The following is a 26066-nucleotide window of genomic DNA, read 5'->3' on the forward strand; positions in this document are numbered from 1 at the left end:
CTATCGCAGTGCCATCAGTGAAAAGGCCGGGTCGCTCAGCGGCACATCCGATAAGTCTCGCCCCGCCGCCATCCAGCGCTTCGCCAGCTTGACGGTACGCGCGTCGTTAAAGGCCACCAGCTGCGTCAACCGTCCGCCGTCATCCAGCGAGAAGAACAGCGCGTTATCACGAACGACGGTTTTGCCGCCAGGCTGCGGAATGCCGAGGATCTGGATGTTGTGCTGATATTGATCCGACCACAGCCACGGTGCGTCGTCGTAGCCCGGCGCGTCGGGGTTAAGCATTGCTTTCGCCGTCGCCACCGCCTGATTCTGGGCAAAGGCCCACGACTGGATGCACAGCCCGTAGTGGTGATGCTGCGCGACATCGCCCGCGGCAAAGATGGCCGGATCCGACGTGCGCCCCTGCGCGTCCACCACGATCCCACGGTCGGTCTTTAGCCCGGCGTCGCGGGCCAGCTCAAGGTTCAAATCGACGCCGATCCCCACCACCACCGCATCGAAGGTTTCGCGTTTGCCGTCGCAATGGATCACCGGCAGACCGTTGTGATCGTCAAGCTCCAGCACGCCGCAGCCGGTGCGGATATCCACGCCCTGCTCGCGGTGGATCTTCTCCAGCTGTCGGGAAACCTCGCCGCTCACCGAGCGCATGCACAGGGCAGGCTGCTGCTCGAACAGCGTAACCGCCACGCCACTTTTACGCGCCGAGGCGGCAATCTCCAGGCCGATCCAGCCGCCACCGACAATCGCCAGGGTGTTGCTTTGCGCCAGACGCGCTTTCAGGCGCTGCGCGTCCTGCCAGTGGCGCAGGGTGTAGACCTGCGGATGTTTTGCCCACGTCTCGCCCGGCAGACGCGCCCGTCCACCGGTCGCAATTAAAAGGATGTTGTAACTAAGAAGCTCACCGTTGCTCAAATGTACCTTTTTCGCGGCGCGATCGATCTGCGTGGCGCGCAAAGGACGGTACCAGGTCAGATTCAGCGCCTGTTGGGCCTCTTCAGCAAACAGGCGCGGCAGCGCGGCATCGGCGTCCAGCAACGCGGCTTTCGAAAGCGGCGGGCGCTCATAAAAATCCCACTCCTCTTCCGCCACTACACAAATCTCGCCGTCGAAGCCGTCGTCGCGCAGGGTTTTCGCCGCCCAGCCCCCCGCCTGGCCGCCGCCGATAATGACAATGCGCGAGGTCATACCGCCTCCGGCTTTTTCTGCTGGCGGCGCGTGTCATGGTCAATCCCGCCCTCTACTGCCCATTCGGTAAAGGAGATCAGGGAGTGTTCCAGCTCACGCGGCTGCCAGTTTTCGGTCAGGTAGTCGTCGTTGGTGTAGTACTCAAACGCGCCGCCGGTCGGGCTGTTGACGTACCAGAAGTAGGCGGACGACACCGGATGGCGGCCCGGCCCGATAAAGGTGCTCCAGTCGTTTTTATTCATCGCAATGCCGCCGCCGATCACTTCGTGAATGTCGCGCACGGTAAAGGCGACGTGGTTCAGGCCGCGCTTGCGGTTCGGCAGCTGGAGCAGGAAAAGATTGTGATGGCCGCCACGCGGGCCACAGCGCAGGAACACGGCGCGGTTGATGTAGCGGTCAGAAACCTGGAAGCCAAGCACCTCGCGGTAGAACTTTTCTACTGCCGCCAGCTCCTCGACGAAGAAGACCACGTGACCGACGTTGATCGGCTGAGCGCGGTCGTACACCGGGCTTGGCGTGTCGATGCGGCGGGCGTCTCCCCACTGGTTAATCGGCTCGACGTTCAGCTCAACCGGCACCTGCTGGCTCACCTGTACGCGCAGGGTCATACCGTTCGGATCAAGACACTCCAGCGCGTCCCCCACCTGGCGAAAGCCGGGCTGCTGCGCCAGCTTCGGGCGCAACGCATCCAGCTCGTCCTGGGTCGCCACCGCCCAGGTCATGCGGCGCAGGGTGTTGCCCGCTTCAAACGCCGGCGGCAGGTCGGGGCTGTCAATTGGGTTGAGCTCAACGCGCGCGCCGCTCAGGGTGGTAAAACGCTGGCCGCTGGCATCGCCCGTCAGGCCAAAATCACGCATAAATTTGGCGCAGTGCGTCAGGTTATCAACGCCAAATTCCAGCTTTTCAATTCCGGTTACACTCATCGTTCGTTGCCTCATCTGGCCCAAATTGGGCGTAAAACATGCCCGACGCAGCAAAGCGCCTGACGTTAACTCACTGATTTAACTGGCCTGTGACAAATATCCTAAGAAGCCAGAGATTTTATCCGCCGCCAGACGGACCTCGTTTTGCAGGCGCTCGCGGTCGGTCCGGGGGATCTCCTCCGACGGCACCAGAATGCTGACCACCGCCGCCACCCGTCCGCTGCGGTCATACACCGGATAGACAATGGAGGAGATGCCGTGGCGGAAGAAAGATTCGCCAATCACGTAGCCGCGAGCTTTGTCCTGCTGCACCATCTGCCACAGCGCTTCGCGGTCGTGAAGCTGCCCCGGCGTGTTGCCCGGCAGGCGCTCATGCGGGAACAGGTGTTCAAAGTCAGCGCGCGAAATATCGGTCAGCAGCATGCGGCCAAGCGAGGTGCAGTGCACCGGCAGGCGGGTGCCAATGCTGACCTGGTTGATGCGCGAACCGGCAGCGCTGACGCGGGCGACGTAAATAATGTCGCGCCCGTCGCGGATCGCCAGATGGCTGCTGCACTGGCTGACGTCGCGCAACTGTTCAATAACCGGCTGGCCGACCTGCGCCACGTCCAGCGAGGCGATGTACTCAAAGCCCAGACGCAGCACATTCATGCCGAGCGAGAAAGTATTGGTGCGCGCGTTGCGCTCCAGAAAGCCCATGTATTCCAGCGTCTGTACCACGCGATAGGCGGTCGCTTTTGGCATATCCACCAGCCGGTGCAGCTCGGCAAAGGTCAGATCGCGGTGCTGCTCGCCGAAGGCCAACAGCAGCTGGAGACCGCGCTCCAGCCCCGGCACGAGATACTTCACTTCACGATCGTTTTCCATATTCACCAGGCCTCAGTTAAAGACAAAACCGCCGTTGACCGGAATCAGCTGCCCGGTAATGAACCGCGACAGATCGCTTAACAGCCAGACCACGCTGCCCGTCACATCTTCCGGTTGCTGCGCGCCGGTTAACGCGCGGCCATTTTCGTAGAGCTGATGGCGTTCGGCGGGCACATATTCGGTCGCCTCGACGCGGGTTAATCCCGGCGCGATAGCATTGATGCGGATACGTTTTTCACCCAGCTCACGGGCCATCGAACGGGTCATGGCAATCACCGCGCCCTTGCTGGCAACATAGGCCATCAGGCGCGGTGCGCCCCACAGCGCGGTGTCGGAAGCGACGTTCACAATCCCGGCCCCCTCACGCAGCAGCGGCACGGCGGCGCGCGTCACCAGCCAGGTGCCCTTGACGTTGACGCTCATCACCCGATCCCAGAGATCCGGATCGTAATCGAGCATGTTTTTGCCCCCCACGCCGGTCGCCATGGCTGCGTTATTCACCAGCCCGTCAATCTGGCCCTGCTCGCCGATGGCGCTGAATACCTGCTCAATGGCGTGCGGATCGGCCAGATCGATAATGTGGGATTCGATCGCATAGCCCTGCTCACGCAGCCCGTGCGCGCTTTCGGCCAGCTCGCCCTTCAGGATATCGCACATCACCACCGCCGCCCCCTGCTCTGCGCAGGCTTTGGCAAAGTGATAGCCCAGCCCGCGCGCGGCGCCGGTCACGACGATGCGCTTCCCGTTCAGCAGGCCGTTCATCAGGCGGCTCCCTGCTGTTCTTCACGCATCGCCAGCTGCTCTTTCGCCGCCTTTTGCATCATGCGGCGCAGGCGGGAGAGACCGACGTCGTGCTGGTACAGGTATTCATGCTCGCGGGCGTTTGGGGCGAGGCTTTCGAGTACCACGCGGTCCTGTTCGAGGACTTCCCAGTGCAGTTTCTCCAGGCGGTTGCGGTACATGAAGCGCCACATGTCACGCTGCCAGCCCTGCACCCGGCGGATACGCCAGAAGAAGACGCGGCAGTTGTCGTTATCTTCCGGCACCACCATGCCGACGATAAAGAAGTGGCCGCCCGGCCCGAAACGCTTCTTATAAGGAATGGAGAGGCGCATCCAGCAGGTGCCGCTGTTGCCCAGCTCTACCCAGTCGAAGTTGATGCCGCTCTGCCCTTTTTTCTCAAAGATGAAGCCGGTTTTGGTCGGCTGCAGCACCATCTCCGCCTTGCGATCCCCTTCCGCCATCGAGTGCGACGACGAGTGTAGATAGGTACCGTGCATCGGGTCCATCACGTTTTCCAGCGCGTACTGGTAGTTGCATTTCCACCCGGCGGTGCAGAGGAAGTTGCTGAAATTGTCGGTGTCGGCGAGTTCATCCGGGAAGCTCAGTTCATCCGGCTGCTGGTCAGCGGTAACGCCAAACCACAGGAAGATGGCCCCGTGCGCCTCCTGCACGTTGTAGCTGCGCACGCACTGCTGGCCGACCAGCGGGCATTTATCCACCGCGGGCACATCTTTCACCTCGCCGTTACCCGCCACTTCCACGCCGTGATACCAGCAGGCGATGCGGTCGCCGAGATTCCAGCCCATAGACAGCCGCGCGCCGCGGTGTGGACAGCGATCTTCCAGCGCCTGCACCTGGCCGTCTTTGTTACGCCAGACCACAATCTGCTCGCCGAGACGGGTAATACCCACCGGCGCAGACTGCACTTCCCAGCTCGCCAGAACCGGATACCAGAGGCCGCGCAGACCTTTATCAAGATAGTGTTGTACGGGAGTCGTCATCGCGTTGTCCTCAGTAGCCGTTAACCTGTAAGAATGCCTGGAAGCTGTTCTCGCTCCAGGGCTCGCCCTGCTGGTCGTGCAGGCGTGCGGCGTTCAGACCGTTCACCAGCTCCGGCAGGGTTTCCGCCCCCTGCTCAAACAATTCTTCCAGGGTGGCGATAAGGTGCAGCTCCCAGTTTTCCGGCTCGCGGCTGCGCGTCTGCCAGATAAGATTCGGGTATTCGCCCGGCTTGTGGATCGCGCCGTTACCGCCCTCTGCCGGAGGGGTAAACTGGCGGCTTTCCGGCAGCGCCGGGTTAAAATTCAGGGTCTCGCTCATGCCACGGTCTCCTCGACAAAGGTAATCTGGATTTGGTTTTCAAAGACCCGAACCGGGTAGCGGTTGAGGTTGCGACCGCCAGGGCCATGCAGGCACTGGCCGGTTTTGACGTCAAAAACCGCCTCATGCAGCGGGCACTCCACTTTGCCGTCTTCCACAAAACCCTGGCTTAGCAGCGCGTAGGCGTGCGGACATACGTCTTCCAGCGCGTAATATTCACCGTCAATTAAATAAACGCCGATCTCTTTACCCTCGACGTTGCCGCTAAAAGGGAAATCTTCCTGTACTTGTTCTGCGTCACATACGCCTATCCAGCTCATCGCGATCCTCCAGGCTTTTGTTTCATATATGAAACTCTGTTTCTTATTTAATACGGTCAATATAAAAGCGATGAATCTTTCGTCAAGCGGCAATGTGACGAATTTGTTAACCAAAAGACAATTAATTAACTAAGTGTGCAAAGGATCACGAAAAAATGCAGCGATATGAAATATTCATTATTTAGGCGTGAGGAAATACGTTTTAGTAATGGTCGTAAATATTCACCAAAAGTTATTGACTAATTTTATCATTCGTCATTAGAAATAAATAAAAGGGATGCGCGCGGAGTTTCACCTGTGAAACTTATTTTTATTTTATTGTTTATAAACAACGAGTTTCACTGGTGAACCATTTTACTTGCGTGACAATCACATTTATAAAAAATCAATCAATAAGGCGAGCATGATGACGGCAAGATGGCAAGGTACGATAGCACTGTTATTGCTAATTATTATTTCGTATGTCGACCGGGTTAATATTTCGGTGATGATTTTAAACCCGGAGTTCGCCGAACACTTTCAGTTAAATGAAAACAGAATGTTACAGGGAATGCTAATGACATGCTTTCTGCTGGGCTATGGTTTTTCCGCGTTACTCTTAACGCCGGTTATTGAAAGCAAATTCCATTATCGCCAGGGGTTGTTAATGAGCATTGCCATCTGGGCAGCGGTGTGTGCCATTTCACCGCTGCTCGGCTCGCTGATGGGAATGCTCATCGCGCGCGTGATTTTAGGCGTTGCTGAAGGGCCGCTCTTTTCGCTGAAAACCCGCTTTATCAGCGATAACTTCTGCGCAGAGGAGATCGGCAAACCCAATGCCGTCACCGCCCTGGGCGTTTCGCTGGGGCTGGCGGTGGGCTTTCCGCTGATTACCTGGCTAATGGCGCACCTCGGCTGGGCCGGATCGTTTTATGCCCTGGCAGCGATCAACCTGGTGCTGGGCGGCGGTGCGATCTGGCATTTTCTGCCCGCGCCGCGCGAGGTGACGACCATCCAAAAACCGGGTTTTATGCAGACCTTTACCCTCGCCTGGCATACGCCACTGCTCGGCCTGATCCTGCTGGTTGAAATCGCCACGCTGAGCTATCTCTGGGGTAGCAGCGCATGGCTCCCCGCCTGGCTGCGCGATGAGCATCACTTCTCGCTGCACGCGACCGGGCTGCTTGCCGCGGTCCCCTTCCTGTTAAGCCTTGGCTCAAAATTTCTCGGCGGCGTACTGCTCGACAAAATGCGCCCGGAGCAGGCCCCGGTGCTGTTTGTGGTGGGCGGCTTGCTAACGGCGTTGTCCGTCATCGCGCTGATGCTGAGCCACCAGCCGCTGTGGCTTGCGCTGTTTATGCTCTCGGCAAATATCTTCTGGGGACTTCAGGGGGCGGCCATTCCTGCGGTGATCCAGCATCACGCGGCGCGAGAAGCGGTCGGTAGCGCCTACGGAATTATTAATGGGATCGGCAATCTCTGCGCCGCCTTTATTCCGCTGCTGATGGGGATGGTCATGAAATCGATGGGGTCGGTGAGCTCAGGCTTTTCGGTGCTGGTGGTGTCGCAGGCGATCACCCTGCTGGCGGGGGGCGTGTTGCTGCTGCGCATGCGTCGCGCAGCAGCACTCAGCGCGTAAAGGTTATTCGCCCTTTTTCGCCGCCTGGATGTAGAGCATTTCCAGCGCCAGGGTCGCCGCGGCCAGCGCGGTGATCTCGGACTGATCGTATGCCGGCGCGACTTCCACCACATCCATGCCCACAATGTTCAGATCTTTCAGGCCGCGCACCAGCTTGATGGCGCGGTCAGAGGTCAGCCCGCCGATGACAGGCGTACCGGTACCCGGTGCAAACGCCGGATCCAGACAGTCGATATCAAAGGTCAGGTACACCGGCATATCGCCAACGATCTGCTTCACCTGGGCGATGATGTCGTCCACGCCGCGATCGTTCACCTGGCAGGCATCCAGCACGGTGAAACCGTTGTCTTTATCGAACTCGGTGCGGATACCGATCTGCACGGAATGGTTCGGGTCGATCAACCCTTCTTTCGGCGCGGTGAAGAACATGGTGCCGTGGTCAAATTCACAGCCGTTCGCATAGGTATCGGTATGCGCATCGAAATGCACCAGCGCCATTTTACCGAAGTGTTTAGCGTGGGCGCGCAGCAGCGGCAGGGTCACGAAGTGGTCGCCACCGAAGGAGAGCATGCGCTTACCGGCAGCCAGCAGCTTCTCGGCGTGAGCCTGCAGCTTTTCGCTCATCTCACGCGCGTCGCCGAAGGCATACACCAGATCGCCGCAGTCCACGACGTTCAGGCGCTCACGCATGTCGAAGTTCCACGGGAAACGGTGATGTTCCCAGGCAAGGTTAGTGGAGACCTGACGGATTGCCGCCGGGCCGTGACGGCCACCCGCGCGACCAGAGGTCGCCATATCAAATGGCACCCCGGTGATCACCCACTCCGCGTCACTGTCGTACGGCTGGAAGTTCATCGGAAGGCGTAAAAAACCAAACGCGTTAGATACCAGAGAGTTATCGTACTGATGACCTAAGGTGCTCATGTCCTGACCTCATTTAACGTCGATGTTTAAAAAAGATGAAAAAAAATCCCCTCCGCGTCGTTAAACCCGACGAGGAAGGGATTGATTCGTAAATCGCATATTGGGGCGAATTATCGCCGGTAATCCATACGGGTTCAAGTGAGTATAGCATCCTGCCGGAGGGCGCCTTCGCCTTATCGGGCCTACATTCCCGGGCCCGATACACGGGCATCACACGCCCAGCGGTCTGTTACCCTCTCCCACAGGGAGAGGGAGGTTCACTTACTCGTCTTCCAGATACGTATAACCGTACAGACCCGCTTCAAACTCTTCCAGGAACTGCTGCTGGAGCTGATCGTCCAGACCGGTGTTCTTCACCTGATCGCGGAACTGGGTCAGCAGTTTTTTCGGATCCAGCTGGACATACTCCAGCATATCGGCCACGGTATCGCCCTCGTCAGAGAGCTCTACTTCTACATTGCCATCCGGGAAGACAAAGACATCCACCGCCTCGGTATCCCCGAACAGGTTGTGCATGTTACCGAGGATCTCCTGATACGCCCCGACCATGAAGAAGCCCAGCATTGGCGGGTTCTCCGGATCGTACTCCGGCATTGGCATGGTAGTGGCGATCCCGTCACCGTCGATGTAGTGATCGATGGCACCGTCTGAGTCACAGGTGATATCCAGCAGCACCGCACGGCGCTCAGGTACCTGATCCAGCCCTTCCAGCGGCAGGACCGGGAACAGCTGGTCAATACCCCATGCGTCCGGCATCGACTGGAACAGCGAGAAGTTGACGTACATTTTGTCCGCCATCCGCTCCTGCAGTTCGTCGATAATCGGGCGGTGCGCACGGTTGCTCGGATCGAGCTGTTTCTGCACTTCGTGGCACATGTTCAGATAAAGCTGCTCTGCCCAGGCACGCTCTTGCAGGCTGTACGCCCCGGACGAATATCCGATATGAATATCATGCAGGTCCATCTGGCTATCGTGCAGCCATTCACGCAGCGAACGACGCGTGCCCGGCTCGTGCATCTCTTGCCAGGTTTCCCACATGCTCTGCAGCGCACGCGAAGCATCTTCCGCCGGCGCGGTCGCTTCGGTGTATTCGTTGCGCTCAACGCCGATAATGTTCGAGACCAGCACCGTATGGTGTGCGGTAACGGCACGACCCGATTCGGTGATCACGGTCGGGTGCGGCAGACCGTGCTCATCACACGCATCGCCAATCGCCCAGATGATGTTGTTAGCGTATTCGTTCAGGCCATAGTTCACCGAGCAATCCGACTGGGAGCGCGTACCTTCGTAGTCCACGCCCAGGCCGCCGCCCACGTCAAAGCACTGAATGTTCACGCCCAGCTTATGTAGCTCAACGTAGAAACGGGCCGACTCGCGCACGCCGGTGGCGATGTCGCGGATGTTAGCCATCTGCGAACCGAGATGGAAATGCAGCAGCTGAATACTGTCCAGACGACCATGCTCACGCATGATCTCTACCAGCTGCAGCACCTGGTTTGCCGCCAGGCCAAATTTGGATTTCTCGCCGCCGGAGGACTGCCATTTGCCGGAGCCCTGAGACGCCAGACGGGCACGCACGCCAAGACGCGGTACCACGTTAAGGCGCTCGGCCTCTTCCAGCACGATAGCGATTTCGGACATCTTCTCAATGACCAGATAGACCTTATGGCCCATCTTCTCGCCAATCAGCGCCAGACGGATGTATTCGCGGTCTTTATAGCCGTTACAGACGATCACCGAGCGGGTCATACCCGCATGCGCCAGTACCGCCATCAGCTCTGCTTTAGAGCCGGCTTCCAGCCCCAGCGGTTCGCCGGAGTGGATAAGGGATTCAATAACGCGGCGATGCTGGTTAACCTTGATCGGATAAACCAGGAAATAGTCGCCGTTGTAACCGTAGGATTCACGGGCGCGTTTAAACGCGGCGTTAATGGAACGCAGACGGTGTTGCAGGATCTGCGGGAAGCAGAACAGAGCAGGCAGACGCTGTCCCTGTGCTTCACGTGCTTTCACCAGTTGGGCGAGATCGACGCGCGCTTCCGGTACGTCAGGATCCGGGCAGACGCTGATGTGACCCAGTTCGTTGACGTCGTAGTAGTTGTTACCCCACCACGTAATATTGTATGTGCGCAGCATCTTGCTGGCTTCCTGGGAGCTCATCGCAACCTCCTGCATAGAACGTAGTACACCCTGTTCGCCTGCTGACGAAGGCGAAAATGAAGACATGTCGTCAGACATTGCGAACCTCAACTCTTACTAAAAAGTGTAAAACAGTTGACTACTATCGCAGCGTTAAACTGCGATAACAACCCATTAACCGACCAGTTTTCCAGCACAGAATGCTGGAAGCCGGGCCGTGCGACCGGTTTCTTGTTCATATCATTGTAAAACACGTAACCGAACTAAGTATGACAAGGTTCGGCGAAACCACGAGAAAACTCTTGTATTAACAAGAGCGCCCTTGTTCAGACTTCACAAAGCGTAACCGGCCCTGGAATCCTGAGAAGCGCCGAGATGGGTATATCATCGGCAGGTTTGCAGAATAGATTTGTAGAGAACGGGGAGTGCACTCCGGCCAGAAAGGCGGGACTGACAAGGCAGAAAACGACGGTTCATTATCTTGAATCACCTCCACGGGCGCCCCGAAAGACAGACCCACAAGCCAAAGCGAAAAGTTCACTGCTTAACCCGGCTGGAAGTGGCGTCCCGATGAGATCATCGAGCGCTATTATGTCGAAGCCGTGCGCGGCGTTTTATACCGAGAAGATGGGTAAAAAGCAAAATATAAATATGCGCATTGCCAGTGGTGTCCGGAAAAATTTCCAGTCGGGTTTTCAACGTAGTGGGAGCTATCTCAAAAAAAGCTGGAAATGGGGCGAAGAAGTGACCTAAAATAGCCGTCCAGATGTTAATCCATCCATACTGATTAACACTCAGACTGCCAGTGTCACTACCTGCACGTTCTGGCGGAAAACTCCGCTATAACGACCTCACACGACAGTTTGAGCTAACTAAATTCTCCTTAGGTGAAATAAAACATGGCAAAACACCTGTTTACGTCCGAGTCTGTATCAGAAGGACATCCTGATAAAATTGCTGACCAAATCTCCGATGCGGTGCTGGATGCGATCCTGGAACAGGATCCAAAAGCCCGCGTTGCATGTGAAACCTATGTCAAAACCGGCATGGTTCTGGTTGGCGGTGAAATCACCACCAGCGCATGGGTTGATATCGAAGAGATCACCCGTAACACGGTGCGTGAAATCGGCTATGTGCATTCTGATATGGGCTTTGATGCCAACTCCTGCGCCGTACTGAGCGCGATTGGCAAACAGTCTCCTGACATCAACCAGGGCGTTGACCGTGCTGACCCGCTGGAACAGGGCGCGGGCGACCAGGGCCTGATGTTCGGCTATGCAACCAACGAAACCGACGTGCTGATGCCAGCACCTGTGACTTACGCCCACCGTCTTGTGCAGCGTCAGGCTGAAGTGCGTAAAAACGGCACCCTGCCGTGGCTGCGCCCGGATGCGAAAAGCCAGGTAACTTTCCAGTACGATGACGGCAAAATTGTTGGCATCGATGCGGTTGTTCTCTCTACCCAGCACGCGGAAGATATTGATCAGAAATCCCTGCAAGAAGCGGTGATGGAAGAGATCATCAAGCCCGTTCTGCCGACCGAATGGCTGAACTCCGCGACCAAATTCTTCATCAACCCGACTGGCCGTTTCGTTATCGGTGGCCCAATGGGTGACTGTGGCCTGACCGGTCGTAAAATTATCGTTGATACCTACGGCGGCATGGCTCGTCACGGCGGCGGCGCGTTCTCCGGTAAAGACCCGTCTAAAGTTGACCGTTCCGCAGCGTACGCGGCACGTTATGTGGCGAAAAACATCGTTGCCGCTGGCCTGGCTGACCGCTGTGAGATTCAGGTTTCCTACGCAATCGGCGTGGCTGAACCGACCTCCATCATGGTGGAAACCTTCGGTACCGAAAAAGTGCCTTCCGAACAGCTGACTCTGCTGGTGCGCGAGTTCTTCGACCTGCGTCCATACGGCCTGATTCAGATGCTGGATCTGCTGCACCCAATCTATAAAGAGACCGCAGCATACGGTCACTTTGGTCGCGAACATTTCCCATGGGAAAAAACCGACAAAGCAGCCCTGCTGCGTGACGCAGCCGGTCTGAAATAAACGACCGACCTCTCTTCAAGGCCAGCCTCGCGCTGGCCTTTTTTTATCGTCCTGCCCTGGCTTTATGACGTTTTCAACACGATATGAAACCGCTTACATCACCTGTCATCGGCAGCGCTTTCAGAATATTCTCTTTGCATGAATCCCTTTCTTCTGCTGTTACATCCCCTTTAGGTTAAGTCTGAAACTGGCGCAAATACGATGCGCATCAACTATTTTAACTCTATATTTTCAAAGTCTTAATTTACTTTACGATCGCGATCCGGTGTAACCGATTACACCAATGTGACCTGTATCACATAACTTCACGATCTAATAACCTACCCTTTACATCGATAAAATTGATAACCCAACTGGAGGGCATAATGCCTGACAATAAAAAACAGGGGCGTACGTCCAATAAAGCCATGACGTTTTTCGTCTGCTTCCTTGCAGCCCTGGCAGGATTGCTATTTGGCCTGGATATCGGCGTCATTGCCGGTGCATTACCCTTCATCACCGATGAATTCAAAATTAGTGCCCACACCCAGGAGTGGGTAGTGAGCTCAATGATGTTTGGCGCCGCTGTGGGCGCCGTCGGCAGCGGCTGGCTCTCTTTCAAACTCGGGCGTAAAAAGAGCCTGATGATTGGGGCGATCCTCTTCGTGGCCGGTTCACTCTTTTCAGCCGCCGCACCCAATGTGGAAGTGCTGATCCTCTCCCGCGTATTACTGGGTCTGGCGGTAGGGGTAGCCTCTTATACCGCCCCGCTCTACCTCTCTGAAATTGCGCCGGAAAAAATCCGTGGCAGCATGATCTCTATGTATCAGCTGATGATTACCATCGGTATCCTCGGTGCCTATCTGTCCGATACCGCGTTCAGCTACAGCGGCGCATGGCGCTGGATGCTGGGCGTCATTATCATCCCGGCGATTCTGCTGTTGATCGGGGTCTTCTTCCTGCCGGATAGCCCGCGCTGGTTCGCCGCAAAACGCCGCTTCCACGATGCGGAACGGGTGCTGTTACGTCTGCGAGACACCAGCGCCGAAGCCAAAAATGAACTGGAAGAGATCCGCGAAAGTCTGAAGGTAAAACAGTCCGGCTGGGCGCTGTTTAAAGAGAACAGCAACTTCCGTCGTGCCGTCTTCCTGGGGGTATTGCTCCAGGTCATGCAGCAGTTCACCGGTATGAACGTCATCATGTATTACGCGCCAAAAATCTTTGAACTGGCGGGTTATACCAACACCACCGAGCAGATGTGGGGAACGGTGATCGTCGGGCTGACTAACGTGCTGGCGACCTTTATCGCCATCGGCCTGGTTGACCGCTGGGGCCGTAAACCGACCCTGACGCTGGGCTTCCTGGTCATGGCGGTAGGTATGGGCGTGCTGGGTACCATGATGCACATGGGTATCAACTCACCGACCGCGCAGTACTTTGCCGTAGCGATGCTGCTGATGTTTATCGTTGGCTTCGCAATGAGCGCCGGTCCGCTGATTTGGGTACTGTGCTCTGAAATTCAGCCGCTGAAAGGCCGCGACTTCGGTATCACCTGTTCCACCGCCACCAACTGGATTGCGAACATGATCGTCGGCGCAACCTTCCTGACCATGCTCAATACTCTGGGCAATGCCAATACCTTCTGGGTTTATGGCGGTCTGAACGTGCTGTTCATTGTATTGACCCTGTGGCTAGTGCCTGAGACCAAACACGTCTCGCTAGAACACATCGAACGTAACCTGATGAAAGGACGTAAGCTTCGCGAAATCGGCGCTCACGACTAATCTTCAAACGGGGAGGATGGCTATTGCGCCTCCCCGCCTCCCGCTTTATGCTCTGCCCCTATGAAAACACCCCGTCTTCCCATCGCTATCCAGCAAGCCGTTATGCGCAGCCTGCGGGAAAAACTCGCCCAGGCCAACCTGAAGCTGGGGCGCAGTTATCCGGAACCGAAGCTGGTTTATCAGCAGCGTGGCACCTCGGCTGGTACCGCATGGCTTGAGCCATACGAGATCCGCCTTAATCCGGTGCTTATGATGGAAAATCAGCAAGCCTTTATCGATGAAGTGGTGCCGCATGAACTGGCCCATCTGCTGGTCTGGAAACATTTCGGTCGCGTTGCCCCTCATGGTAAAGAGTGGAAGTGGATGATGGAGAGCGTCCTCGGCGTCCCGGCGCGCCGCACCCACCAGTTCGAGCTGGATTCTGTACGCCGTAATACCTTCCCCTATCGCTGCGCGTGCCAGCAGCATCAGCTGACCGTACGCCGCCATAACCGGGTGGTGCGCGGCGAAGCGACTTACCGCTGCGTAAAGTGTGGCGAGGCGCTAACCGCAGAATAGACTGCGAACATTCAGGAACATTCCTGATCTGACTGATTGCATACAAGAACAACATTCGCTACGTTGCGGGCTCGTTTTACTACGGAGTTCACGATGTACCGTAAATACTCTCTCGCGGTTGCCCTTCTGGCTGCCGCGGTCTCTGGTCACGCGCTGGCCGAAGGTATTCACAGTTTCTCTCAGGCCAAAACCGCCGGCGTGAAGATTAACGCCGATGTGCCCGGTGATTTTTACTGTGGCTGTAAAATTAACTGGCAGGGCAAAAAAGGGGTCGTCGACCTTGAGTCCTGTGGCTACAAGGTTCGCAAAAACGAGAATCGGGCCAGCCGTATTGAGTGGGAGCACGTAGTCCCGGCATGGCAATTTGGCCACCAGCGGCAGTGCTGGCAGGACGGCGGACGCAAAAACTGCGCTAAAGACCCCGTCTATCGCCAGATAGAGAGTGATATGCACAACCTGCAGCCCGCGGTGGGCGAAGTTAACGGCGATCGCGGCAACTTTATGTACAGTCAGTGGAACGGCGGTGAAGGTCAATATGGCCAGTGCGCCATGAAGGTCGATTTCAAAGAGAAAGTCGCCGAGCCGCCAGCCCGGGCACGGGGCAGCATTGCCCGGACCTATTTCTATATGCGTGACCGCTACAACCTCACTCTTTCTCGCCAGCAAACCCAGCTGTTCAACGCCTGGAACAAGCTTTACCCGGTCTCCCCGTGGGAGTGCCAGCGCGACGAACGCATTGCAAAAGTTCAGGGGAATCACAACCCTTACGTGCAGCGCGCTTGCCAGGCGCAAAAGAGCTAACCTACACTAGCGGCAACTGATTTAGACAGACACGCCTTCAGGCCAGGGCCTGGAGGCGTGTCTGTATCACCGTATGACACATGGAATTTCTGACTATGCGCACTCCTCGCATCTATCACCCGGACCTGATTACCGCTGGCAGCGAAATTGCCCTCTCTGACGATGCGGCGAACCACGTCGGCCGCGTATTACGCATGGGCGCAGGCCAGGCGATTCAGCTTTTTGATGGCTCGAATCAGGTTTTTGAGGCGGAAATTACCCGCGCGGATAAAAAAAGCGTGCTGGTGCGCGTTGTGCGCGGCGAAATGGATGATCGTGAATCTCCGCTGCATATTCACCTGGGCCAGGTGATGTCGCGTGGCGAAAAAATGGAATTCACTATCCAGAAATCGATCGAACTGGGTGTAAGCCTCATTACGCCACTTTTTTCTGAGCGTTGCGGCGTTAAACTGGATGCTGAACGGCTGAACAAGAAGCTTCAGCAGTGGCAAAAAATCGCGATTGCCGCCTGTGAACAGTGTGGTCGCAACCGCGTCCCGGAGATCCGCCCGGCGATGGATCTCGAAGCCTGGTGCGCTGAAGAGGAGCAAGGGCTTAAGCTCAACCTGCATCCGCGCGCCAGCGCCAGCATCAATACCCTGCCGCTACCGGTTGAGCGCGTACGGTTGCTGATTGGCCCGGAAGGCGGACTGTCAGCGGATGAAATCGCCATGACCGCGCGCTATCAGTTTACTGATATTCTGTTGGGGCCACGCGTTCTGCGTACTGAGACGACTGCACTCACTGCCATAACCGCACTTCAGGTGCGATTTGGCGATCTGGGTTGAAGCATTAACGGAGAAGAAGAATGATCAAGCTCGGCATCGTGATGGATCCCATCACCAGCATCAACATCAAGAAAGACTCCAGCTTTGCCATGCTGCTGGAAGCGCAGCGTCGCGGCTACCAGCTCCACTATATGGAGATGAGCGATCTTTATCTGATTAACGGCGAAGCCCGTGCGCGCACCCGCATTGTTAACGTCGAGCAGAACTACGACAAATGGTACGAATTTGGCTCCGAGCAGGATCTGCCTCTGGCCGAACTCGACGTGATCCTGATGCGTAAAGATCCGCCATTCGATACTGAATTTATCTACTGCACCTATATCCTTGAGCGTGCTGAAGAGAAAGGGACGTTGATCGTCAACAAGCCTCAGAGCCTGCGCGACTGTAATGAGAAGCTCTACACCGCCTGGTTCTCAGACCTGACGCCAGAAACCCTGGTGACCCGTAACAAAGCACAGCTGAAGGCCTTCTGGCAGAAACACGGCGACATCATCATGAAACCTCTGGACGGAATGGGCGGTGCGTCTATTTTCCGCGTCAAAGAGGGCGACCCGAACATCGGCGTGATTGCCGAAACCCTGACCGAACTGGGCACCCGTTACTGTATGGCGCAGAACTATCTGCCCGCCATTGTGGACGGTGATAAGCGCGTGCTGGTTGTTGATGGCGAACCGGTTCCTTACTGCCTGGCGCGTATTCCGCAGGGTGGCGAAACTCGCGGTAATCTGGCGGCAGGTGGTCGCGGTGAGCCCCGTCCGCTGAGCGAAAGCGACTGGGAAATTGCCCGTCGCGTCGGCCCGCTGCTGAAAGCTAAAGGGTTGATATTTGTGGGTCTCGACATTATTGGCGATCGTCTGACGGAAGTGAATGTGACCAGCCCAACCTGTATTCGCGAAATTGAAGCGGCGTTCCCGGTTTCTATTACCGGCATGCTGATGGATGCGATTGAAACGCGTCTGAAGGGATAATTTCGTTCGAAATACTGTTAGTGACAGCGTCCCTCTTTGTACGCATACTGGGCGCTGTCGCTTTTTAAACCAGGAAACAGAACCTCTGACAATGAATTTACAGCATCACTTTCTTATTGCCATGCCTGCTCTCCAGGATCCGATTTTCCGTCGTTCCGTAGTCTATATCTGCGAATACAGTGATGACGGCGCAATGGGGATCATCATCAATAAACCGCTGGAAAATCTTAATGTTGAAGGCATTCTGGATAAGCTGAAAATTGCCCAGGATGAGCGCGTGCCGGAAATCCGCCTCGACAAACCGGTGATGCTGGGGGGGCCGCTGGCAGAAGATCGCGGATTCATCCTGCATACCCCGCCGGGCTTCTCTTCCAGCATTCGCATCTCTGACAACACCGTCATCACCACCTCCCGCGATGTTCTCGAGACGCTGGGTACCCTGAATCAGCCAGCCGATGTGCTGGTTGCGCTCGGCTATGCGTCCTGGGAAAAGGGCCAGCTGGAACAGGAGATTCTGGATAACGCATGGCTTACGGCGCCGGCGGATCTGAATATCCTCTTTAAAACCCCTATCGCCGACCGTTGGCGTGATGCAGCGAAGCTGATTGGCATTGATATCCAGACTATGCCTGGCGTCGCGGGGCATGCCTGATGAGCGGTACCCTGCTGGCGTTTGATTTTGGCACCAAAAGTATCGGCGTAGCCATTGGCCAACGCATTACCGGCACGGCGCGCCCGCTGACGGCTCTTAAAGCGCAGGACGGTACGCCCGACTGGAGCCTCATTGAGCGGTTGCTAAAAGAGTGGCAACCCGATGAGGTCATTGTGGGCCTGCCGCTGAATATGGACGGTTCTGAACAACCGCTTACTGCCCGGGCGCGTAAGTTTGCCAATAAAATCCATGGCCGGTTTGGCGTGGCGGTGAAACTGCATGATGAGCGGCTGAGCACGGTGGAAGCCCGCTCCGGCCTCTTTGAACAGGGTGGTTTCCGCGCGCTGAATAAAGGCAGCGTAGATTCAGCCTCTGCGGTAATAATTCTCGAAAGCTACTTCGAACAGGGTTTCTGACCCCCTCTCCTCTAATGCCCGGCATGCCGGGCAAATGCGCGCAATACCTCGATCGCCATCACACTTCAGCCGGCCCTTTTTTGCTTTCTGATTAATGTTTCTATAAAAGAAACATTAAGGTGATTTTTGCAGCAACTGCTGGTTAAGCGTATCCAGTTGTTCGAGGCGAGTCTGAATGGTCTGTTCATCAGGGTTCCACATCCCGGCAAAGGCCAGTGCAGCCTGATGTTCGCCAACGGGCCGGGCCATGGAGACTTCGCCATCGTCATGGTGCCACACAACCTGCCCCTGTTCGCGTTGCTGAGCCACATGCGGTGCCAGGTTCTGCCACTGTTCCGGGGTAAAACGCGCCATCAAGGCCTCGTCGCTCTCGGCAGCCAGCAGTGACATGCCGATGACCGAACGCCAGGCAGGGAGCATATGAAAGCCGGCCAGCGCCTGCGTCGCCTGACTGCCGGGAACGGAGTGCCAGATATAGATGACCTGGTCTTCCCACAATACTCCCAACGCCACCACGATATCGCGCGGGGCATGGCGTTCCAGCGCCGGTAGCGCACGGGAGAAGAGCTCTGAGCCACGTATCGCCTGCGCCGCCAGCGCGTGGATCCCGGGCCCCGGCAGATAGCGACGCTGTTCATCCTGCATGGTGAGGCCAATAGAAGCCATGGTCATCAGCAGACGGTTAACGCGGGTGGTGTTAATGCCCATCAGACGCGCCAGCTCCCGGCAGCCAATAGCGCGACCACTGGAGACCAGATACTGCAGACAGCGAATGCCCTCAATAAGGCTTTGGTTCGGTTGTGATGACATAGCCACGTTCATTTTGTGTCGAAAAGTGAGTCGATTCTACCGCCAGTTCAGAAGGATACAAGGTAATGAATATCTATCCCCAACGCGAGGCCAGAACCTTTCCTGGCACCTCTCTGGAAGCTGACCTGCTGGTGGCAGGTGGTGGCCTGGCCGGGCTGTGCGCGGCCCTGGCGGCAGCCCGGGAGGGGCTCAGGGTCGTTCTTATTCAGGACCGCCCCGTATTAGGGGGCAACGCCTCCAGCGAAGTACGCCTGTGGGCAAACGGCGCCACCTCGCACATGGGCAACAATAATCGCTGGGCGCGTGAAGGCGGCATCATGGGTGAGATCATGGAGGAGAACCTCTGGCGAAACAAAGAGGGGAACCCGGTGATGTTTGACCTGGTACTGCTCGATCTCGCTAAAAGTCAGCCGGGTCTGACCCTGCTGCTTAATACTGCCGTATATGAGATCACTCAAGAGCAGGCTCGCCTGACCGCCGTCAAAGCCTTCAATGCCATTAATGAAACCTTTTATACCGTAACGGCAAGCCAGTTTTGCGATGCCACCGGGGATGGCGTCCTGGGCTTTCTTGCGGGGGCTGAGTATCGCGAAGGGGCCGAGTCGCCCGATGAACTGGGGGAGAAAATGGCCCCAGGGGAGCATTTTGGACACAAGCTCGGGCACTCGATCTATTTTTACACTAAGCGCACCGCTGAGCCGGTAAATTTTGTCCCCCCCTCCTTTGCGCTTGATGACATCACCGCCATCCCTCGTTATAAGCGACTGACCTCGACCCTCAACGGCTGCGATCTGTGGTGGCTTGAGTGGGGAGGCCGCCTCGACACCGTTCATGAGAGCGAGACCATCAAATGGGAGCTGTGGAAAATCGTCTGGGGGGTCTGGAACTATATTAAAAATTCGGGCGAATTCCCCGATGCGGACAACCTGACTATCGAGTGGGTGGGCGCGATCCCCGGCAAGCGCGAGAGCCGCCGATTTATGGGCGATCATCTGCTCTGCCAGCAGGACATTATTGAACAGCGCGACCATTACGACGCGGTGGCGTATGGCGGCTGGTCTATCGACCTGCACCCTGCGGACGGGGTGTACAGTACACACGATGGTTGCCGACAGTTCCACAGTAAAGGGACGTACACCATTCCCTTTCGCTCGCTCTACAGCCGCTCTCTGGACAACCTGTTTTTGACCGGCAGGTTGATCTCTGCGTCGCATGTTGCCTTTGGCAGCGCAAGGGTGATGTGCACCTGCGGCCTGCTGGGGGAGGTGGTGGGCCGCGCAGCGGCGCTCTGTCATCGTCATCAGCTGACGCCGCAGGCGCTTGCGCAGCCGGGCCGCATTGGTGAACTGCAGCAGCGGTTGCAGACGACGGGCTGTTACATCCCGCGCCAGTGGCTGGAAGACCCGGCAAAAGGCGCTACTGTCACCACCAGCAGCGAGTATCTCCTCCGCGCGCTGGCGCCAAATGGCCAGTGGCACTCCCTGGCGGCGCGCATGGCAATACTGTTGCCCGTTCGCCGTGGTGACACCTTGCCTGCCATGACCTTTACGCTGCGCACCCGCAGACCGCAGCCGCTCACCGTTACCCTGCTGGGGAGCGAAAAGAGCGGTAATTTTACGCCAGAATGTAGCTACGCCGGGGTGACGCTGGATGTCGGACAAGAGGGCGATTACACCTGCAACTTCGACTGGCAGAGTGACCGGGATCAGTACGTTTTTGTCGCCTTCAGCGCCAGCGAAGAGGTTGAGATAGCGCTGACGGATACGCATTTGCCTGGGCTGATGACCGTCTTTAATAGTCTGAACGCCCGGGTGGCGAAACATACTCGCCAGGTGGCGGATGGCGATTATGGCGTGGATGAGTTTGACTTCTGGCTGCCGCGCCGTCATCCGCAACAGATCTTCCCGGCCATCCGTTTGGATACGCCGCTGGAGTGCTACAGCAAGCAAAACCTGCAGAATGGCCGCCTGCGCCCCGAACAGCAAGCCAACGCCTGGTCTCCCGCGGCTGATGACCCTGCACCGCAGGCCGTATGGCAATGGGCCCATCCGCAGGAGATTACCCACCTGACGCTGGTGCAGGATAACGATTTTGACAACGCAATGGAGAGCGTGCAGATGGGCCATCACCGGGCCATTACGCCGCACTGCATTACCCACTATCGCCTGTGGGGAGATAACGTCCTGCTCGCTGAAGTAACAGATAATCACCACTCCGTCTGTGAGCACCGTTTTGCGCACCCGCTCAGGGTGCAAGAGATCAAACTGGAGATCCTTGCCACCGCAGGCGCACTTCCGGCGATCTACTCCCTGAACGTCCGTTAAACCCGGCCCTGGGCGCGGCGCTCGGCAAGGCTCTGGTCGAAGTTCTGCATCCCCATCTGCTGCCCGGTCTGAATCACGCCGGGCAACTGGTACGTTTTGCCCTCGCGGATCAGGTTCGCCGCCGCGGGGGTATTGACCAACAGCTCATACAGCGCCACTCGCCCGCCCTGGTTATCGTTAACCAGCTTTTGCGCCAGTACCGCACGCAAACTGCCTGCCAGCTGGTTACGCACCGGATCTTTTTCCTGCGCGGGAAAGGTATCGACCAGCCGTTCAATGGCCTGCGATGCGCCGCGCGTATGGAGCGTCGCCAATACCAGATGCCCGGTCTCGGCGGCGGTGAGCGCCAGACGAATGGTTTCGCTGTCGCGTAGTTCCCCCAGCAAAATCACATCGGGATCTTCACGCAATGCGCCACGTAATGCCTCGGCGAAGGTGCGGCTGTGTAAGCCTATTTCGCGCTGCTGCACCAGACAGCGCTTGCTCTGGTGGATAAATTCCACCGGATCTTCCAGCGTCAGAATGTGCCCGTCGCTGTGGCAGTTAAGATAATCGACCATGGCGGCCAGCGTGGTCGATTTTCCGCTACCCGTTGCCCCGGTCACCAGTATCAGGCCGTTATCGTTCGCCAGCAGCTCCGGCATCGTACGCGGCGTACCCAGCGCGCGTAGCTGCGGACAACAGTGCGGCAGCAGCCTCAGCGCAAGGGAGCAGCCATGCGTGTGGGCAAAGGCACTGGCGCGCAGGCGATGCGCCTCCCCTACCGTGATGGCAAAATCGACCTGCCCGCGGGCAATCCACTCGCCCTGCAGCTCTTCGCTGAGCCACCTATTAAGCAGCGCGGCGACATCCGCCGGGGGAAAAGGGGCTGGCTCAATCTTTCCACGGCGTCGCCAGCGCGGTGGCGCATTACTACACAGGTGTAGATCCGAGACATTATGCTTTACACTAAGGGCCACAATTTCTTCCATATCCACACGAATCTCCTCGGAAAATGAACGACATTGCGCATAACCTGGCACAGGTCCGGGATAAAATCTCAGCCGCAGCAACGCGTTGCGGCCGTGTTTCAGAAGAAGTTACGTTGCTTGCAGTCAGCAAAACCAAACCTGCGAGCGCCATCGCAGAAGCGATTGACGCAGGCCAGCGCGCATTCGGCGAAAACTATGTTCAGGAAGGGGTAGAAAAAATCCGCCATTTCCATGACGCGGGCAGAAGCGATCTGCAATGGCACTTTATTGGGCCGTTGCAGTCGAACAAAAGCCGCCTTGTCGCCGAACATTTCGACTGGTGCCATACGGTCGATCGTCTGCGCATAGCCACGCGGCTTAGCGAGCAGCGTCCAGCCGAAATGCCTCCACTTAACGTGCTGATTCAAATCAATATTAGTGATGAGAACAGCAAGTCAGGAATCGCGCTTTCAGAACTTGATGCACTGGCAGAGGCCGTGGCGCAGTTGCCCGGACTCCAGCTGCGTGGATTGATGGCGATCCCGGCGCCGGAAGCGGATTACGACAGGCAATTTGCCGTGGCACAGCAAATGGCTGTAGCATTTGAGGCGCTCAAAGCGGGCTACCCAACCGTCGACACGCTTTCACTGGGCATGACGGACGATATGGACGCCGCCATTGCGGCAGGCAGTACCATGGTGCGCATCGGCACAGCCATTTTCGGTGCGCGCGACTACACCCAATAATAAGGAAACCTGAGGAACGCCATGAAGACGTTGACTTTCCTGCTCTCGACGGTCATTGAACTCTATACGATGGTGCTTTTGCTGCGCGTATGGATGCAGTGGGCGCGTTGTGATTTCTACAACCCCTTTTCACAATTTGTCGTTAAAATCACCCAGCCGATCATTGGGCCGCTACGCCGAGTTATCCCTCCGATGGGGCCGATTGATAGCGCATCGCTGCTAGTAGCACTGGTGCTCTGCTTTATCAAAGCCATCGTGCTGTTTATGGTGGTCAGCTTCCAGCCTATCATCTGGATTGCCGCCGTACTGATCCTGCTGAAGACCATCGGCCTGCTCATCTTCTGGGTACTGCTGCTGATGGCGATCATGAGTTGGGTAAGCCAGGGCCGTAGCCCGGTAGAGTTTGCCCTGATCCAACTGGCAGACCCTTTACTTCGCCCGATCCGTAACCTGCTGCCGTCGATGGGCGGGATCGACTTTTCCCCGATGATCCTTGTGTTGCTGCTGTACGTGGCCAACATGGGGATCGCCGAGCTGTTACAGGCGACGGGCAACATGCTGCTGCCGGGGCTGTGGATGGCGCTATGAGTGCCGTAAGCACCTGCGCTGACGGGCTGGTTTTACGGCTGTATATTCAGCCGAAAGCCAGCCGCGACAGCATTGTTGGGCTGCATGGCGACGAGATAAAAGTCGCCATCACCGCCCCGCCGGTTGATGGCCAGGCCAATGCGCATCTGACCAAATATCTGGCTAAACAGTTTCGCGTCGCCAAAAGCCAGGTCATCATTGAAAAAGGTGAACTGGGGCGGCATAAACAGGTAAAAATCCTCAACCCGCAAAATATCCCGACGGAAGTCGCGGCGCTGACAGAACAGGACTAAACCATGCAGAAAGTTGTTCTCGCTACCGGTAATGCCGGTAAAGTGCGCGAGCTGGCCTCGCTTTTAAATGATTTTGGGCTGGACGTGGTCGCTCAGACCGAGCTTGGCGTGGATTCCGCCGAGGAGACGGGCCTGACCTTTATCGAAAACGCCATTCTGAAAGCGCGCCATGCCGCTCAGATTACCGGCCTGCCGGCCATTGCTGACGACTCCGGTCTGGCCGTCGATTATCTTGGCGGTGCGCCGGGGATCTACTCCGCGCGCTACTCTGGTGAAGATGCCACCGACCAGCAAAACCTGGAAAAGCTGCTTGTTGCCCTGAAGGATGTGCCTGACGACCAGCGCACCGCGCAGTTCCACTGCGTGCTGGTTTATCTGCGCCATGCCGAAGACCCCACGCCTGTTGTCTGTCACGGCAGCTGGCCGGGCGTAATTACCCGTGAGGCGGCAGGCAACGGCGGCTTTGGCTACGACCCGATTTTCTTTGTCCCGTCTGAGGGCAAAACCGCTGCGGAACTGACCCGCGAAGAGAAAAGCGCGATTTCCCACCGCGGACGCGCCCTGAAACTGTTACTGGAAGCATTACGTAATGGCTAATTTGCCACCTTTGAGTCTTTATATTCACATCCCGTGGTGCGTGCAGAAATGTCCGTACTGCGATTTCAACTCGCACGCGCTGAAGGGCGAAGTGCCGCACGATGATTACGTTGCGCATCTGCTGGCCGACCTGGACGCCGATGTACCTTACGCACAGGGACGTGAAGTTAAGACCATTTTTATTGGTGGCGGTACGCCGAGCCTGCTTTCAGGCCCGGCGATGCAAACGCTGCTGGATGGCGTGCGTGCGCGCCTGAACCTGGCAGCGGATGCTGAAATTACGATGGAAGCCAACCCCGGCACCGTGGAGGCCGACCGTTTTGTCGAGTATCAGCGCGCAGGGGTGAACCGTATCTCCATCGGCGTGCAGAGCTTTAGCGAGCCGAAATTAAAGCGCCTGGGGCGTATTCACGGCCCGGACGAGGCAAAGCGCGCTGCGCATCTGGCAACGGGGCTTGGCCTTCGTAGTTTTAACCTTGATTTGATGCACGGCCTGCCGGACCAATCGCTCGACGAAGCGCTGGATGACCTGCGTCAGGCGATTGAACTTAATCCCCCGCATCTCTCCTGGTATCAGTTGACCATTGAGCCAAACACGCTGTTTGGCTCTCGCCCGCCGGTACTGCCGGATGACGACGCGCTGTGGGATATCTTCGAGCAAGGCCATCAGCTGTTGACCGCTGCGGGCTATCAGCAGTACGAAACCTCCGCCTATGCGAAGCCGGGCTACCAGTGCCAGCACAACCTGAACTACTGGCGCTTTGGCGATTATCTGGGGATAGGCTGCGGCGCGCACGGCAAAGTGACCTTCCCGGATGGCCGCATCCTGCGTACAGCTAAAACGCGCCATCCGCGTGGGTATATGGAAGGCCGCTATCTGGAGCGTCAGCACGACGTCGAGGCAGCGGATAAGCCGTTTGAGTTCTTTATGAATCGTTTCCGCCTGCTGGAAGCCGCACCGCGCGCGGAGTTTTCGCGCTATACCGGGCTGCCGGAGTCGGTGATTCGTCCACAGATTGACGAGGCGCTGGCGCAGGGGTATCTCACCGAATGTGATGAATACTGGCAGATCACCGAGCACGGCAAACTGTTCTTAAACTCCCTTCTCGAGCTGTTCCTCGCCGAAGATTCCTGAAGACGGCTTCCGGATTTTGCATCCCGTTCTGCCAGCTGAAGTAAAGGCTGGCAGAGTGTGGGGATGGATAAATTAAAAATTTACGCAAAACAGCTCAGGCGTGAGCTGACAATGGAAGAGAGACACCTCTGGTATCTCTTGCGTGGTCGCCGTTTCTCACGTTACAAGTTTCGCCGACAACATCCCGTGGGCCACTACATTCTTGATTTTGCCTGCTGCGAAGCGCGACTGGCGGTTGAACTGGATGGCGGGCAACATGATGAAAAACAGAACTACGATGAGCAAAGGTCGTTGTGGTTAAACCAAAAGGGGTGGTACGTCATTCGATTCTGGAACAACGAACTCTGGAATAATGAAGAGGCGGTATTAGAAAAAATCCTTGAGACACTGCAAACGCTGCTACCCTCACCCCGACCCTCTCCCTGAAAGGGAGAGGGGGCAGACCATCGCCTCGCCTACGAGGTGAGGGTGCAAACTATCACCTCGCCTACGAGATGAGGGA

28 protein-coding genes and 1 pseudogene are annotated in these 26066 nt (G+C 57.0%); 16 read left to right on the forward strand and 13 right to left on the reverse strand.

Annotated features, from left to right (window positions below; translation table 11 throughout):
* From WFN75_RS16185 to WFN75_RS16215, 7 genes are all read right to left on the reverse strand, one after another.
* Positions 1-1188 (reverse strand): NAD(P)/FAD-dependent oxidoreductase, encoded by a 1188-nt coding sequence (locus tag WFN75_RS16185; RefSeq protein ID WP_336996498.1) that lies wholly within the window; start codon positions 1186-1188, stop codon positions 1-3.
* Positions 1185-2111 (reverse strand): VOC family protein, encoded by a 927-nt coding sequence (locus WFN75_RS16190; RefSeq protein ID WP_046887139.1) that lies wholly within the window; start codon positions 2109-2111, stop codon positions 1185-1187. The genes WFN75_RS16185 and WFN75_RS16190 overlap by 4 nt, the downstream gene beginning before the upstream one ends.
* A 78-nt stretch (positions 2112-2189) precedes the next feature.
* On the reverse strand, positions 2190-2978 hold the full coding sequence (locus WFN75_RS16195) for an IclR family transcriptional regulator (RefSeq protein ID WP_040074098.1): 789 nt from the start codon (positions 2976-2978) through the stop codon (positions 2190-2192).
* A 12-nt stretch (positions 2979-2990) separates the two neighbouring features.
* On the reverse strand, positions 2991-3740 hold the full coding sequence (locus tag WFN75_RS16200; protein WP_046887140.1) for an SDR family oxidoreductase: 750 nt from the start codon (positions 3738-3740) through the stop codon (positions 2991-2993).
* Positions 3740-4762 (reverse strand): aromatic ring-hydroxylating oxygenase subunit alpha, encoded by a 1023-nt coding sequence (locus WFN75_RS16205; RefSeq protein WP_046887141.1) that lies wholly within the window; start codon positions 4760-4762, stop codon positions 3740-3742. Before WFN75_RS16205 ends, WFN75_RS16200 begins: the two co-directional genes overlap by 1 nt.
* A 10-nt stretch (positions 4763-4772) precedes the next feature.
* Positions 4773-5081 carry a recombinase-like helix-turn-helix domain-containing protein gene (locus WFN75_RS16210; protein ID WP_286791425.1) on the reverse strand — a complete coding sequence of 103 codons (309 nt, stop codon included), beginning with the start codon at positions 5079-5081 and terminating at the stop codon, positions 4773-4775.
* Positions 5078-5401, reverse strand: a complete 324-nt coding sequence (locus WFN75_RS16215) for a Rieske (2Fe-2S) protein (protein ID WP_013098654.1) — start codon at positions 5399-5401, stop codon at positions 5078-5080. Before WFN75_RS16215 ends, WFN75_RS16210 begins: the two co-directional genes overlap by 4 nt.
* Before the next feature lie 406 nt (positions 5402-5807).
* Here WFN75_RS16215 and WFN75_RS16220 point away from each other — a divergent pair, with 406 nt between their 5' ends.
* Positions 5808-7019, forward strand: a complete 1212-nt coding sequence (locus WFN75_RS16220; protein WP_336996607.1) for an MFS transporter — start codon at positions 5808-5810, stop codon at positions 7017-7019.
* A 3-nt stretch (positions 7020-7022) separates the two neighbouring features.
* Here WFN75_RS16220 and speB read toward each other — a convergent pair whose 3' ends face one another.
* From speB to WFN75_RS22695, 4 genes and pseudogenes are all read right to left on the reverse strand, one after another.
* On the reverse strand, positions 7023-7943 hold the full coding sequence (gene speB / locus WFN75_RS16225) for an agmatinase (protein WP_040074090.1): 921 nt from the start codon (positions 7941-7943) through the stop codon (positions 7023-7025).
* A 261-nt stretch (positions 7944-8204) separates the two neighbouring features.
* The gene (gene speA, locus WFN75_RS16230) at positions 8205-10181 is read right to left on the reverse strand and encodes a biosynthetic arginine decarboxylase (RefSeq protein WP_072039477.1); all 1977 of its coding nucleotides are present in this window, start codon (positions 10179-10181) and stop codon (positions 8205-8207) included.
* An 8-nt stretch (positions 10182-10189) separates the two neighbouring features.
* Positions 10190-10321, reverse strand: coding sequence for an acid stress response protein YqgB (gene yqgB / locus WFN75_RS16235; RefSeq protein WP_154298976.1), 132 nt, complete (start codon positions 10319-10321; stop codon positions 10190-10192).
* Positions 10322-10415: 94 nt separating this feature from the next.
* Positions 10416-10466 (reverse strand): annotated as a pseudogene (locus WFN75_RS22695) (hypothetical protein); the annotation flags it as partial.
* A gap of 515 nt (positions 10467-10981) precedes the next feature.
* On the opposite strand from WFN75_RS22695, the gene metK reads away from it, so the two are divergent.
* From metK to ruvX, 8 genes are all read left to right on the forward strand, one after another.
* Positions 10982-12136 (forward strand): methionine adenosyltransferase, encoded by a 1155-nt coding sequence (gene metK, locus WFN75_RS16240; RefSeq protein WP_040074088.1) that lies wholly within the window; start codon positions 10982-10984, stop codon positions 12134-12136.
* 365 nt (positions 12137-12501) lie between these two features.
* Positions 12502-13899, forward strand: coding sequence for a galactose/proton symporter (galP, locus tag WFN75_RS16245; RefSeq protein ID WP_040074087.1), 1398 nt, complete (start codon positions 12502-12504; stop codon positions 13897-13899).
* A 60-nt stretch (positions 13900-13959) separates the two neighbouring features.
* The gene (locus WFN75_RS16250; RefSeq protein WP_040074086.1) at positions 13960-14457 is read left to right on the forward strand and encodes a SprT family zinc-dependent metalloprotease; all 498 of its coding nucleotides are present in this window, start codon (positions 13960-13962) and stop codon (positions 14455-14457) included.
* Between the two features lie 93 nt (positions 14458-14550).
* Positions 14551-15258, forward strand: a complete 708-nt coding sequence (gene endA / locus WFN75_RS16255) for a deoxyribonuclease I (RefSeq protein ID WP_040074085.1) — start codon at positions 14551-14553, stop codon at positions 15256-15258.
* A gap of 95 nt (positions 15259-15353) precedes the next feature.
* Positions 15354-16085: a 16S rRNA (uracil(1498)-N(3))-methyltransferase gene (rsmE, locus tag WFN75_RS16260; RefSeq protein ID WP_040078396.1), complete on the forward strand. Its 732-nt coding sequence runs from the start codon at positions 15354-15356 to the stop codon at positions 16083-16085.
* Positions 16086-16105: 20 nt separating this feature from the next.
* A complete protein-coding gene (gshB, locus tag WFN75_RS16265) occupies positions 16106-17053 on the forward strand; it encodes a glutathione synthase (protein WP_040074083.1) in 948 nt (315 codons plus the stop codon).
* 91 nt (positions 17054-17144) lie between these two features.
* On the forward strand, positions 17145-17705 hold the full coding sequence (locus tag WFN75_RS16270; protein WP_040074082.1) for a YqgE/AlgH family protein: 561 nt from the start codon (positions 17145-17147) through the stop codon (positions 17703-17705).
* Positions 17705-18121, forward strand: a complete 417-nt coding sequence (gene ruvX / locus WFN75_RS16275; RefSeq protein ID WP_046887145.1) for a Holliday junction resolvase RuvX — start codon at positions 17705-17707, stop codon at positions 18119-18121. Before WFN75_RS16270 ends, ruvX begins: the two co-directional genes overlap by 1 nt.
* A gap of 114 nt (positions 18122-18235) precedes the next feature.
* Here the strand turns inward: ruvX and WFN75_RS16280 are convergent, their stop codons facing one another.
* Positions 18236-18931, reverse strand: a complete 696-nt coding sequence (locus WFN75_RS16280; protein WP_046887146.1) for an IclR family transcriptional regulator domain-containing protein — start codon at positions 18929-18931, stop codon at positions 18236-18238.
* Between the two features lie 65 nt (positions 18932-18996).
* Here WFN75_RS16280 and WFN75_RS16285 point away from each other — a divergent pair, with 65 nt between their 5' ends.
* Entirely contained in the window at positions 18997-21255 is a 2259-nt protein-coding gene (locus tag WFN75_RS16285) for an FAD-dependent oxidoreductase (protein ID WP_336996499.1), read from the forward strand.
* Here WFN75_RS16285 and WFN75_RS16290 read toward each other — a convergent pair.
* A complete protein-coding gene (locus WFN75_RS16290) occupies positions 21252-22232 on the reverse strand; it encodes a type IV pilus twitching motility protein PilT (RefSeq protein WP_336996500.1) in 981 nt (326 codons plus the stop codon). The genes WFN75_RS16285 and WFN75_RS16290 overlap by 4 nt on opposite strands.
* 17 nt (positions 22233-22249) lie before the next feature.
* Between WFN75_RS16290 and WFN75_RS16295 the strand changes: the two genes are divergently transcribed.
* The 6 genes from WFN75_RS16295 to WFN75_RS16320 all read left to right on the forward strand — a co-directional run bounded on the left by WFN75_RS16295 (position 22250) and on the right by WFN75_RS16320 (position 25990).
* The gene (locus tag WFN75_RS16295) at positions 22250-22951 is read left to right on the forward strand and encodes a YggS family pyridoxal phosphate-dependent enzyme (RefSeq protein ID WP_040074074.1); all 702 of its coding nucleotides are present in this window, start codon (positions 22250-22252) and stop codon (positions 22949-22951) included.
* Between the two features lie 21 nt (positions 22952-22972).
* Entirely contained in the window at positions 22973-23539 is a 567-nt protein-coding gene (locus WFN75_RS16300) for a YggT family protein (RefSeq protein WP_046887150.1), read from the forward strand.
* The gene (yggU, locus tag WFN75_RS16305) at positions 23536-23832 is read left to right on the forward strand and encodes a DUF167 family protein YggU (RefSeq protein WP_263616987.1); all 297 of its coding nucleotides are present in this window, start codon (positions 23536-23538) and stop codon (positions 23830-23832) included. The genes WFN75_RS16300 and yggU overlap by 4 nt, the downstream gene beginning before the upstream one ends.
* A gap of 3 nt (positions 23833-23835) precedes the next feature.
* Complete coding sequence (locus WFN75_RS16310) at positions 23836-24429, forward strand: XTP/dITP diphosphatase (RefSeq protein WP_336996501.1); 594 nt, start codon at positions 23836-23838, stop codon at positions 24427-24429.
* On the forward strand, positions 24422-25564 hold the full coding sequence (gene hemW / locus WFN75_RS16315) for a radical SAM family heme chaperone HemW (RefSeq protein WP_336996502.1): 1143 nt from the start codon (positions 24422-24424) through the stop codon (positions 25562-25564). The genes WFN75_RS16310 and hemW overlap by 8 nt, the downstream gene beginning before the upstream one ends.
* Positions 25565-25627: 63 nt before the next feature.
* Positions 25628-25990: an endonuclease domain-containing protein gene (locus tag WFN75_RS16320; RefSeq protein WP_336996503.1), complete on the forward strand. Its 363-nt coding sequence runs from the start codon at positions 25628-25630 to the stop codon at positions 25988-25990.
* The last annotated feature ends 76 nt before the right edge of the window (positions 25991-26066 follow it).

Origin of the sequence: Leclercia sp. UBA7405 (genome assembly GCF_037152215.1) — a bacterium.
Lineage (GTDB): Bacteria > Pseudomonadota > Gammaproteobacteria > Enterobacterales > Enterobacteriaceae > Enterobacter > Enterobacter pneumoniae.